Below are 11,899 nucleotides of genomic sequence, written 5' to 3' on the forward strand. Positions count from 1 at the left end.
CATGACTGATAACCTGATCGAAATCCGTGACCTCAATGTCGCCTTCCATGGCCAGCCGGCGGTGCGCAACCTGTGCCTGGACATCCGTCCCGGTGAATGTCTGGCGCTGGTCGGGGAGTCGGGTTCGGGCAAGTCGGTGACCGCACATTCGATTCTGCAATTGCTCCCCGAAAGTGATGCGCAAACCACTGGCAGCATTCGCTATCGCGGCCAGGAACTGCTCGGTGCCGATCCGAAGGTGTTGCGCGAACTGCGTGGCAACCGGATCGCGATGATCTTCCAGGAGCCGATGACCTCGCTAAATCCGCTGCACACCATCGAAAAGCAGATCGGCGAGACGCTGCTGGTGCATCGCGGCCTGGGCGGTAAAGCGGCGCAACAACGCATTTTGGAACTGCTGGAACTGGTCGGCATTCAGAAGCCCAAAGAGCGCCTCAAAGCCTATCCGCATCAGCTGTCCGGTGGTCAGCGGCAACGGGTGATGATCGCCATGGCGCTGGCTTGCGAGCCGGAACTGCTGATCGCTGACGAGCCGACCACCGCGCTGGATGTGACGGTGCAGCGCAAGATCCTGCTGCTGCTCAAATCCTTGCAACAACGCTTGGGCATGTCGCTGCTGCTGATCAGTCACGACCTCAATCTGGTGCGCAGCATTGCGCAACGGGTGTGCGTGATGAAGGCGGGTGAAATCGTCGAGCAGGCACCGTGCGAAACCCTGTTTACCGAGCCAAAGCATCCTTACAGCTGTGTGTTGCTCAACGCCGAGCCGGAAGGCGAGGCCCTGCCCCGGGACGAGCGCGAGAACGTGCTGGAAGTCGATGATCTGCGGGTTGAGTTCATCGTCGGTGGCGGGCTGTTCCAGCGTAAGCAATACCTGCGTGCAGTGGACGGCATCAGCCTGAATATCCAGCGCGGCAAGACCCTGGGCATTGTCGGCGAATCCGGGTCAGGGAAATCGACCCTGGGCCAGGCGATTCTGCGGCTGCTCGACTCCGAGGGTAGCATTCGCTTTCAGGGCACCGCCCTTGATGGGCTCGATCAGAAGCAGTTGCGGCCGTGGCGTCGGCAGATGCAGGTGGTGTTTCAGGACCCGTTCGGCAGCCTAAGTCCACGGATGTCGGTGGCGCAAATCATCAGCGAAGGGCTGGAGGTGCATTGCCAGTCCAGCGCTGAAGAGTGCGATGCCCAGGTGATCCGCGTGCTCAAGGAAGTTGGCCTCGACCCGGAAAGCCGTCACCGCTACCCGCACGAGTTTTCCGGCGGTCAGCGCCAGCGCATCGCCATCGCCCGGGCGCTGGTGCTGAAACCGGCGCTGATCCTGCTCGACGAGCCGACCTCGGCACTGGATCGCACCGTACAGAAGCAGGTGGTCGCCCTGCTCCGCGACCTTCAGGAAAAACACGGCCTGACCTACCTGTTCATCAGCCACGACCTGGCGGTGGTGCGGGCGCTGGCGCATGACATGATCGTGATCAAGGACGGCAAAGTGGTTGAGCGCGGTGCCAGCCATGACGTGTTCGACTCACCGCAGCATCCTTACACCAAAGAGCTGTTGGCAGCGGCGCATCCGGGGTAGGCATAATCGGCGTTTGCCCTGATACCGGGTCGCAACATTCGCGAGCAGGCTCGCTCCCACAGAGGACCGCATTCCAAATGTGGGAGCGAGCTTGCTCGCGAAGAGGCTCGAACAGACAACCCAAACTCCGGATCAACTCACGCATGAACACCACCGAAAGCCTCAAGGACTACCAACGCGTGCGCACGCTGGCGATCCGCTCGCTGTTCGAGATCATCGAGCAGTCCAGCGAGGGCACGGTGATTGTCGATCGCGATGCCAACATCGTCTGGATGAACGAGCGCTATGCCCGGCGTTTTGGGCTGGAGTCGGCCAAAAAAGCTATCGGCAAACCCTGCGAAAGCGTGATCCCCGGCAGCCTGCTGCGTGAAGTGGTGCGTACCGGCCGCCCCATTCTGCTGGACATGCAGGACACGCCAAAAGAGCCGTTGGTGGTCATGCGCCTGCCGATCCACGACGATGCCGGGGCGGTGATCGGCGCCATCGGTTTTGCTCTGTTCGACGAATTGCGCAGCCTGTCACCAATGCTCAAGCGCTACCTGAGCATGCAGGAAGAACTGGCTTCGACCCGCTCGCTGCTGCGGGCGCGGCAGACCAAATACAACTTCGCCCATTTCATCGGTACCAGCAGCGCCAGCCTCGACGTCAAACGCCGCGCCCGCCGCAGTGCCAGCACCGAATCTCCCGTGTTGCTGCTCGGCGAAACCGGCACCGGCAAGGAGTTGCTGGCTCAAGCGATTCACAGCGCTTCGCCCCGGGCGCACAAGGCGTTCGTCAGCATCAACAGCGCGGCGATTCCCGAAGCGCTACTGGAAGCCGAGTTCTTCGGCACTGCGCCTGGCGCGTTTACCGGCGCTGATCGCAAGGGGCGTACCGGCAAGTTGCAGATTGCTCAGGGCGGGACGCTGTTTCTCGACGAGATTGGCGACATGCCGTTGCCGCTGCAAAGCAAACTGCTGCGGGTGTTGCAGGAAAAGGAATTCGAACCGGTTGGCTCCAACGACGTGATCCAGAGCGATGTGCGGGTGATCGCGGCGACGTCGACCGATCTGCAAGCGGCGATCAAGCGCGGTGAGTTCCGCGCCGACCTGTATTACCGCCTTAACGTGCTGCCGATCCAGGTTCCGCCGCTGCGCGAGCGTCTCGACGATCTGCCGGCGCTCAGCGAAGCGATCCTTGAAGAGTTGCGCAGCCAGCACGAGCTAAGCCGTACAGCGCTGGATCTGCTCGGGCAACATGCGTGGCCGGGCAACATCCGCGAGTTGCGCAACGTGCTGGAGCGCGCAGCGCTGCTCAGCGATGACCTGATCCTCACCGAGGAGGATATTCGCGCGGCCGTTGGCGCCTTTACTCCGGTTGAGCGCCCATCGGTGCCGACGCTGGAGCCGTTGGCGGAAGAGACTTTTGCCCAGGCGCGGCAGCGGTTTGAGCGGCAGTTGATCCAGTCTGCCCTTGCACAATGTGCCGGCAAGGTGCCGGAGGCAGCTGCTCGGCTGGGGTTGGGGCGGTCGACGTTGTACAAGAAGATGCTGGCCTTGGGCATCGCCGAGTCTCAATAAAGAGATTTAGTCTCGCTAGCGAGATATTCACTTCAAGATCAAAAGATCGCAGCCTTCGGCAGCTCCTACACGGAATTTCCGTATTAACCCCGTAGAAGCTGCCGAAGGCTGCGATCTTTTCGCCTCTAAAAAGTCTCACTATCGAGATATTGCCTCGAACAGCTGATCGCAAAACCCGATAAAACCCTTATATTTCAACAGGTTGAATATCTGGCACAGATCTCGCTAAAGCCTCTCCCGCACCCGCAACACCCACAAAAATAACAATCCCTGGAGACACTCCATGAGTGTGATCATTGCCTTGGCAGCCCTTGCGCTGCTGATGCTTGCCGCCTACCGTGGCTACAGCGTCATCCTCTTCGCCCCGATTGCCGCCCTCGGCGCTGTCCTGCTCACCGATCCTTCCGCCGTCGCCCCTGCCTTCACCGGGGTGTTCATGGAGAAAATGGTCGGTTTCATCAAACTGTATTTCCCGGTGTTCCTGCTCGGCGCCGTGTTCGGCAGGTTGATCGAATTGTCGGGGTTCTCCCGTTCGATCGTGGCCGCAGCGATTCGCTTGCTCGGCACCCGTCAGGCGATGCTGGTGATCGTGCTGGTCTGCGCCCTGCTCACCTACGGCGGCGTGTCGTTGTTCGTGGTGGTGTTTGCGGTGTATCCGTTTGCCGCGGAAATGTTCCGCCAGAGCAACATCCCCAAGCGCCTGATCCCGGCGACTATCGCCCTTGGCGCGTTCTCGTTCACCATGGACGCCCTGCCCGGTACGCCGCAGATTCAGAACATCATTCCCAGCACGTTCTTCAACACCACCGCATGGGCCGCGCCGTGGTTGGGCGTGATCGGCACGATTTTCGTGTTCTGCGCGGGAATGCTGTTCCTGCAGCGCCAACGCAACAAGGCCCAGCGCGCCGGTGAAGGCTATGGCACCGAACTGCGTAACGAACCGGAAACCGCCGAAGACCTGAAACTGCCGAACCCTTGGATCGCCCTCTCACCGCTGCTGGCGGTGGGCATCATGAACCTGCTGTTCACCCAGTGGATTCCGCAGTGGTACGGCAAGACCCACAGCCTCGCGCTGCCCGGCATGGCCACGCCGGTAACCACGGAAATCGCCAAGCTCACCGCGATCTGGGCGGTGCAGGCGGCATTGCTGATCGGCATCCTGATGGTGCTGGTGTTCGGCTTCAAGGCGATCCGCAGCAAACTCGCCGAAGGCAGCAAAAGTGCGGTCAGCGGCGCATTGCTGGCGGCGATGAATACCGCCTCGGAATACGGTTTCGGTGCGGTAATCGCCTCGTTGCCGGGGTTCCTGGTGCTGGCCGACTGGCTCAAGCAAATCCCCAATCCACTGGTCAACGAAGCCATCACCGTGACCCTGTTGGCGGGCATCACCGGGTCGGCGTCGGGTGGCATGAGCATTGCGCTGGCGGCGATGTCCGAGCAGTTCATCGCCGCGGCGCACGCGGCGAACATTCCGCTGGACGTGCTGCACCGCGTGGCCGCGATGGCCAGCGGCGGCATGGACACCCTGCCGCACAACGGCGCGGTGATCACCTTGCTGGCGGTAACTGGCCTGACCCACCGCGAAGCCTACAAAGACATTTTCTGTATTACGCTGATCAAGACCCTGGCGGTCTTCGTAGTGATCGGTACTTTCTACGCCACTGGCATTGTGTGAGGTATTCATGACGACTCTTTCGGGCAAGACTGCACTGGTTACCGGTTCCACCAGCGGCATCGGTCTGGGCATCGCCCTGAGCCTGGCCAAGGCCGGCGCCAACCTGATTCTCAACGGTTTCGGTGATGCGTCGAGCGTGATCGCCGAGGTCGGCCAGTTCGGCGGCAAGGTCGGTCACCACCCGGCGGACGTCAGCGATCCGGCGCAGATTGCCGACATGATCGCTTACGCCGAACGCGAATTCGGCGGCGTCGACATTCTGGTCAACAACGCCGGGATTCAGCACGTGGCGGCCGTGGAGGAGTTTCCGGTGGAGCGCTGGGATTCAATCATCGCGATCAACTTGTCCTCGGTGTTTCACAGCACCCGCCTCAGCCTGCCGGGCATGCGCACCAAGGGTTGGGGGCGGATCGTCAACATTGCCTCGGTACACGGTCAGGTCGGCTCGACCGGCAAGGCTGCGTATGTGGCGGCCAAGCATGGGGTGATTGGTTTGACCAAAGTGGTTGGCCTCGAGACAGCCACCAGCAACGTCACCTGCAACGCGATCTGCCCCGGCTGGGTGTTGACGCCGCTGGTGCAGAAGCAGATCGATGATCGCGCTGCCAAAGGGGTCGATCCGCAGCAGGCGCAGCATGATTTGCTGGCGGAGAAACAGCCGTCGCTGGAGTTCGTCACACCGCAGCATCTGGGGGAACTGGTGTTGTTTCTGTGCAGCGAGGCTGGCAGCCAGGTGCGGGGAGCTGCGTGGAATATTGATGGGGGGTGGTTGGCGCAGTAAACGACGCAAGCCGCCTGTGGCGAGGGAGCTTGCTCCCGCTGGGTGGCGAAGCCGCCCCCGAGAATTTACGACTGCTGCGCAGCCGATCGGGAGCAAGCTCCCTCGCCACAGAATTAAGTGCTGCACGCTGACCTGTGTGCTTGAACAACAAAACAAGAGGCAAACCAATGTCCGACCTCCTCTGGCAACCCGATGCCGAGCGTATCGCCCAATCGCGCATGGATCAGTTCCGCCGCGATATCAATCAGCGTCATGGCCTGGCACTGAGCAGCTACACCGACCTGCACCGCTGGAGCGTGGATCAGCGCGAAGCGTTCTGGCAGGCGATCGTCGACTTCTTCGATATCCGCTTTCACACCCAACCCGACGCTATCCTGCGTGAAGGCCCGCAGATGCCCAGTGCCGAATGGTTTCCCGGCGCGACCCTGAACTTTGCCGAACACCTGTTGCGCCGTCGTGACGATGCGGTCGCGGTGATCGCCGTGGCGGAAAACGGTCAGCGCGAGCAATTGACCTGGGCCGAACTGGCCGAACACGTCGCCGGTTTTCAGGCCAGCCTGCAAGCCGCCGGTGTTGGCCTCGGCGACCGGGTGGCCGCGTGCATGCCCAACACCTGGCAGACCCTGGTAGCGATGCTCGCGACCACCAGCCTCGGGGCGATCTGGTCGTGCTCGTCGCCAGACTTCGGCACCCACGGCGTGATCGACCGTTTCGGCCAGATCGAACCCAAAGTGTTGATCACATGCGCAGGCTACCGTTACGCCGGCAAAAACATTGATCAAACCACCAAGGTCAACGAAATCCTCGCGCAACTGCCATCGCTGCAGCAATTGATCATCGTGCCCTACGCTCGCGCGCAGGCCCGTGCCGAGGATTTCCACACCCGTGCCAACGTGACGTTGTGGAACGATTTCTACCAACCCGGCGGCGACCCGCGGTTTGTCCCGGTGCCGTTCAATCATCCGTTGTACGTGCTGTATTCCAGCGGCACCACCGGCGTCCCCAAATGCATCGTGCACAGCACCGGCGGCGTGCTGCTGCAACATGCCAAGGAGCATGGGCTGCACGTCGATCTCGGCCCCGGTGACCGCTTGTTCTACTACACCACTTGCGGCTGGATGATGTGGAACTGGCTGGTCTCGGCCCTCGCGGTCGGCAGCGCGGTGGTGCTGTATGACGGCTCGCCGTTTCACCCCGGCCATGAGCGACTGCTGGATCTGATCGACGACGAGCGCATCAGCGTGTTCGGCACCAGCCCCAAGTTTCTCGCGACACTGGAAAGCAGCGGCATCAAGCCTGCACACAGCCATGATCTGAGCAGTCTCAAAACGCTGCTCTGCACCGGCTCCGCGCTGTCGCCGCAGAGCTACGATTTCGTCTACCGCGACTTCAAGCGCGACGTGTGCCTGGCATCGATGTCCGGCGGCACCGATGTGGTCTCGTGTTTCGTCAACGGAAATCCGCTGTCGCCCGTGCGCCGCGGCGAAATCATGGGCAAGAGCCTGGGCATGGCGGTTGAAGTGTGGAACGACGCCGGCGTTGCAGTGGTCGGCGAAAAAGGTGAACTGGTCTGCACCCGGCACTTCCCGGCCATGCCCGTCGGTCTGTGGCACGACCCTGACGGCGAAAAGCTGCGCAAATCCTATTTCAGCCTGTTCCCCGGCGTCTGGGCCCAGGGCGATTACGCCGAACAATTGCCCCACGGCGGGATGCTGATCCATGGCCGCTCCGACGCCGTGCTCAACCCCGGCGGCGTGCGCATCGGTACGGCGGAAATCTATCGTCAGGTCGAGAAAGTCCCGCAGGTGCTGGACAGCGTGGCGATCGGGCAGCAATGGCAGGACGATGTGCGCGTGGTGCTGTTTGTGCGTGTGCAGGATGGCGTGACGCTGGATGACGCCCTGCAACAGCAGATCCGCCAGGTGATCCGCGCCAACACCACACCGCGCCATGTGCCGGCGAAGATCGTTGCTGTGAGCGATATTCCGCGCACCATCAGTGGCAAAGTGGTCGAACTTGCCGTGCGCAATGTGGTGCATGGCGAACCGGTGAAGAATACTGATGCGCTGGCCAATCCTGAAGCGCTGGAGCAGTTTCGCAATCGCCCGGAGCTGTCGGACTAAACGCTCCCACAGGGGTGAGGTGTTAATCCATCAAGCCCCAATCGCCTGATGATGAAGGCGCGGGCGCCGGGCCCGCTTCGGCATGCAGTTTCAAACGCAGGCGCAGATTATTTTGCGAATCGGCATGCTTGAGCGCTTCGTCTTCACTGATCACGCCCTCCACCACCAGCGCATACAGCGCCCCGTCGAAGGTCTGCATGCCGACCTCGCCGGACTTCTCCATGATGCCTTTGAGTTCGCCCAATTCGTTGCGGCGGATCAGGTCGGCAATGGTCGGCGTGCCGAGCATCACCTCGACCGCCGCGCGGCGCTGACCGTCCAACGTGCGCACCAGCCGTTGCGAGACGAACGCCTTGAGATTGTTGCCCAGCGCATGCAGCAACTGCGGGCGGCGCTCTTCGGGGAACAGATTGACGATGCGGTCCAGCGCCTGATTGGCGTTGTGCGCATGCAGCGTCGACAGCACCAGATGCCCGGTATCGGCGAACGTCAGCGCATGTTCCATGGTTTCGCGGTCACGGATTTCACCGATCAGCACCACGTCCGGGGCCTGGCGCAGGGTGTTTTTCAGCGCCGCATGGAAACTGCGGGTATCGACGCCGACTTCGCGTTGATTGATGATCGAGCGCTTGTGTCGATGGATATACTCCACCGGGTCTTCAATGGTGATGATGTGCCCGCTGCTGTGGCGATTGCGATGGTCGATCAGTGCGGCCAGCGTGGTCGACTTGCCGGAGTCGGTGGCGCCAACGAACAGGATCAGCCCTTGTTTGAGCATCACCGTATCCAGCAGCACCGGCGGCAGTTTGAGGTCTTCGAAGCGCGGGATATCGAGTTTGACGTTGCGGATCACGATTGACACATCGTTGCGTTGCTTGAAGATGTTCAGGCGAAAACGTCCGACACCGGTGCGGGAAATTGCCAGGTTCATTTCCAGTTCCCGATCGAACTCACGCCGCTGCTCGGCGTCCATCAGGGAGTTGGCGATGGCCTCGACCTCACCGGGTTTGAATGGCCGCTCGCTGAACGGCGTCAGCACGCCATCGATGCGCGCACTGGGTGGCGCTCCCGTGGACAGGAACAGGTCAGAGCCGTGCTGGCTCGACAGACGGAGCAACAGTGCATCGATTTCCATGGCAATAAGCACCCGCGAAGCATTCAATGAACAGAAATGACCCGCTGTCGTGACGTAACGGGTCATACAGCGTCTACCGCAAGTGCAAGAATAGTAGATGCCAACGCACTGACCGACGCTCAGGATAGATGTGATGAACGCAGCACCCACCCCCGATGACGCCCAAGCCCTGATCGCCCGTATCGACTGGGCCCGCACTCCGCTGGGCGCCGCCGGCACCTGGCCGCAAAGCCTGCGCACCGCGGTGGATATAGTGATTCACTCGCCGATGCCGATGCTGCTGTTGTGGGGGCCGCAGCTCACGCAGATCTACAACAACGGCTTCGCGATGCTCGCCGGCAGCAAGCATCCGCACGCTTTCGGACAGCCAGCGCACCTGATATGGCCAGAACTTCAGGACTTTACTGACCCGATTTATCGAGCCGTCCTACAAGGCCAGGTGCGCACCTACAGCGAACGGCGATTTACCCTGCAACGCGAAGGCAAGGAGTCCGACTTCTGGCTGGACCTGACTTACAGCCCCATCCGCGATGAAGATGCGCAAGTGGCCGGAATTCTGGTCACAGCCATCGAAACCAACGAGCGCCGGCGCATCGCCCTTGAACTGCAACGTCGTTCCGAAGAAAGCCTCAAGGCCCAGCGCGACACCGAGGAGCGCCTGCAACTGGCGCTGGCCGCTACCGATGCAGTCGGCACCTGGGACTGGGACATCGGTGAAGACCGCTTCATCGCCGATGCCCACTTCGCCCAACTGCACGGCATCGATCCGGCGCTGGCCAGTCAGCTGCCGATCAGCGATTACCTGCAAGGGGTGCACCCCGAAGACCGCGCGTTGATCGCCCGCAGCATCAAGCATTGCATCACCCACGGTACCGAATACGCCGAGGAATACAGGCTGCTCAAAGCCGACGGCGAACTGCGCTGGGTGTTTGCCCGTGGCCGCTGTTACAAGGACCACCACGGGCGACCCGTGCGTTTCCTCGGCGCCGCGCTGGACCTGACCGAGCGCAAGCACACCGAGCAGGCGCTGCGTCAGAGCCAGACCGAATTGCAGCTGATCATCAACGCGATGCCGATCCTCATCAGTTACGTCGACCACGAAGAGCGCTTCCGCTTGAACAACGCCGCGTATCTGGACTGGTACGGCCTCACGCCTCAGGAATTGTATGGCCGCACCATTCGCGAAGTGATCGGCGAAGAAGCCTACTTCCTGCGCGCGCCGTACATCGCCGAGGCGCTGGCCGGGCGTCCCTGCTCGTTCAGCCTGTACACCCCGCACCGTGACGGCAGCAGCCGTCATGCGCTGATGAACTACCTGCCGCGCCACGGCGCCGATGGCTCAGTCAACGGTTTCTATATTTTCGTGATCGACGAGAGTGAACGGAAAAAGACCGAAGAAGCGCTGCGCAACCTCAATGAAACCCTTGAGGAACGGGTCAGCGCCCGTACCGAACAACTGGCCCAGGCCAATCAGCGCCTGCAGAACGAGATGTTCGAACGCGAGCGCGCCGAAGATGCGTTGCGCCATGCGCAGAAAATGGAAGCGGTCGGCCAGCTCACCGGCGGTATCGCCCACGACTTCAATAACATGCTCACCGGGATCATCGGCAGCCTCGACCTGATGCAACGCTACATCGCCGACGGTCGCGCCGAGGAAATCGGGCGTTTCACCGAAGCGGCGGTGTCGTCGGCCAACCGTGCAGCGGCGCTGACTCATCGCCTGCTGGCGTTCTCCCGTCGGCAGTCGCTGGACCGCAAGACCCTCAACGTCAACGAACTGATTCATTCGCTGGAAGATTTGATCCGCCGCACCAAGGGCGACCCGATCGAACTCACGCTGCGCCTGGCCGACGATGTGTGGCCGATCAGCACCGACGTCAGCCAACTGGAAAACGCCCTGCTCAACCTGGTGATCAACGCCCGCGACGCCATGCCCGACGGTGGCGAACTGCTGATCGAAACCGCCAACGTCTATCTCGACGGCAACGACATCACCACCCTCGAACCGGTCAAGGCCGGCGACTACCTGATGCTGGCGGTCAGCGACAACGGCACCGGCATGACGCCATCAGTGCGCGCCAAGGCCTTCGATCCGTTCTTCACCACCAAACCGATTGGTCAGGGCACGGGTCTCGGGCTGTCGATGATTTATGGCTTCGCCCAGCAATCGGGTGGCCATGTCAGCCTCGACAGCCTGCCGAACCAGGGCACCTGTGTGCGCCTGTACTTGCCGCGCCTGAACCTGCTGGAGCCCGAACGGCCAGTCGTGGAAACCCTCAGTGCAGCGCCGACGGCCACTTGCGGCGAAACCGTGGTCGTGGTCGAAGATGACCCGGCGGTGCGCATGCTGGTGCTCGACCTGCTCAAGGAGCTGGGTTACCTCGCCCACGAAGCGGCCGACGCCAGCGCCGCCCTGCCGCTACTGGAATCGGAGCTACGTGTGGATCTGCTGGTGACCGACGTCGGCCTGCCGGGGATGAACGGCCGGCAACTGGCGGAAATCGCCCGCCAGCATCGCCCGGGACTGAAGGTGCTGTTCATGACCGGTTATGCGCAGAAAGCCGCCGAGCGTCAGGGTTTTCTCGAGGACGGCATGGACATGGTGGCCAAGCCGTTTTCGATTGAAGTGCTGGCGAACAAGATCCGCGAGATGATCAACCAAACGCCATCACTTGAGGCATAATCCCGCGCCCCGCCGTCACCCCGTTACAGGTATCGCACGATGAAAGCCCAAGCCCGCCACATTCTGGTGAAAACCGCCGAAGAGGCCGAACAGCTCAAACAACGCATTGCCAAGGGCGAAGCGTTCGATGTGCTGGCGAAGAAATACTCGACCTGCCCGTCCGGCAAGCGCGGCGGCGATCTGGGTGAAGTGCGGCCGGGCCAGATGGTCGGCGCAATTGATGCAGTGATCTTCAAGAAACCGTTGCGCACGGTGCATGGGCCGATCAAGAGCAAGTTTGGCTATCACCTGGTGCAGGTGTTTTTCCGCGATTGACCTGATCGACCTGATTGCCCTGTTTCCCTGTAGGAGCTGCCGAAGGCTGCGA

General features: G+C 61.7%; 8 protein-coding genes. 7 read left to right on the forward strand and 1 reads right to left on the reverse strand.

Annotation, left to right across the window (positions count from 1 at the left end; all coding sequences use genetic code 11):
* The first annotated feature begins 1 nt into the window (after position 1).
* The 5 genes from ACYZUM_RS12830 (at position 2) to ACYZUM_RS12850 (ending at position 7,714) form a co-directional block, all read left to right on the forward strand.
* Positions 2–1,576: an ABC transporter ATP-binding protein gene (locus tag ACYZUM_RS12830; protein WP_108182830.1), complete on the forward strand. Its 1,575-nt coding sequence runs from the start codon at positions 2–4 to the stop codon at positions 1,574–1,576.
* Between the two features lie 143 nt (positions 1,577–1,719).
* Positions 1,720–3,135 (forward strand): sigma-54 interaction domain-containing protein, encoded by a 1,416-nt coding sequence (locus tag ACYZUM_RS12835; protein WP_108182831.1) that lies wholly within the window; start codon positions 1,720–1,722, stop codon positions 3,133–3,135.
* A gap of 283 nt (positions 3,136–3,418) precedes the next feature.
* On the forward strand, positions 3,419–4,810 hold the full coding sequence (locus tag ACYZUM_RS12840) for a GntP family permease (RefSeq protein WP_473061337.1): 1,392 nt from the start codon (positions 3,419–3,421) through the stop codon (positions 4,808–4,810).
* Between the two features lie 7 nt (positions 4,811–4,817).
* Positions 4,818–5,591, forward strand: a complete 774-nt coding sequence (hbdH, locus tag ACYZUM_RS12845) for a 3-hydroxybutyrate dehydrogenase (protein WP_041064562.1) — start codon at positions 4,818–4,820, stop codon at positions 5,589–5,591.
* A gap of 167 nt (positions 5,592–5,758) precedes the next feature.
* Entirely contained in the window at positions 5,759–7,714 is a 1,956-nt protein-coding gene (locus tag ACYZUM_RS12850; RefSeq protein ID WP_108182833.1) for an acetoacetate--CoA ligase, read from the forward strand.
* Between the two features lie 22 nt (positions 7,715–7,736).
* Here the strand turns inward: ACYZUM_RS12850 and ACYZUM_RS12855 are convergent, their stop codons facing one another.
* Entirely contained in the window at positions 7,737–8,849 is a 1,113-nt protein-coding gene (locus tag ACYZUM_RS12855; RefSeq protein ID WP_108182834.1) for a PilT/PilU family type 4a pilus ATPase, read from the reverse strand.
* Positions 8,850–8,982: 133 nt separating this feature from the next.
* On the opposite strand from ACYZUM_RS12855, the gene ACYZUM_RS12860 reads away from it, so the two are divergent.
* Positions 8,983–11,532, forward strand: coding sequence for a PAS domain-containing hybrid sensor histidine kinase/response regulator (locus tag ACYZUM_RS12860; RefSeq protein WP_108182835.1), 2,550 nt, complete (start codon positions 8,983–8,985; stop codon positions 11,530–11,532).
* A gap of 39 nt (positions 11,533–11,571) precedes the next feature.
* A complete protein-coding gene (locus ACYZUM_RS12865) occupies positions 11,572–11,847 on the forward strand; it encodes a peptidylprolyl isomerase (protein WP_003225447.1) in 276 nt (91 codons plus the stop codon).
* Positions 11,848–11,899 lie beyond the last annotated feature (52 nt).

Source organism: Pseudomonas sp. m6p, assembly GCF_055760375.1.

Bases quoted from the DNA above. Each gene is read 5' to 3' on its own strand.
- ACYZUM_RS12830 (WP_108182830.1), top strand. From the start codon at position 2: ATGACTGATAACCTGATCGAAATCCGTGACCTCAATGTCGCCTTCCAT.
- ACYZUM_RS12835 (WP_108182831.1), top strand. From the start codon at position 1,720: ATGAACACCACCGAAAGCCTCAAGGACTACCAACGCGTGCGCACGCTG.
- ACYZUM_RS12840 (WP_473061337.1), top strand. From the start codon at position 3,419: ATGAGTGTGATCATTGCCTTGGCAGCCCTTGCGCTGCTGATGCTTGCC.
- hbdH (WP_041064562.1), top strand. From the start codon at position 4,818: ATGACGACTCTTTCGGGCAAGACTGCACTGGTTACCGGTTCCACCAGC.
- ACYZUM_RS12850 (WP_108182833.1), top strand. From the start codon at position 5,759: ATGTCCGACCTCCTCTGGCAACCCGATGCCGAGCGTATCGCCCAATCG.
- ACYZUM_RS12855 (WP_108182834.1), bottom strand. From the start codon at position 8,849: ATGGAAATCGATGCACTGTTGCTCCGTCTGTCGAGCCAGCACGGCTCT.
- ACYZUM_RS12860 (WP_108182835.1), top strand. From the start codon at position 8,983: ATGAACGCAGCACCCACCCCCGATGACGCCCAAGCCCTGATCGCCCGT.
- ACYZUM_RS12865 (WP_003225447.1), top strand. From the start codon at position 11,572: ATGAAAGCCCAAGCCCGCCACATTCTGGTGAAAACCGCCGAAGAGGCC.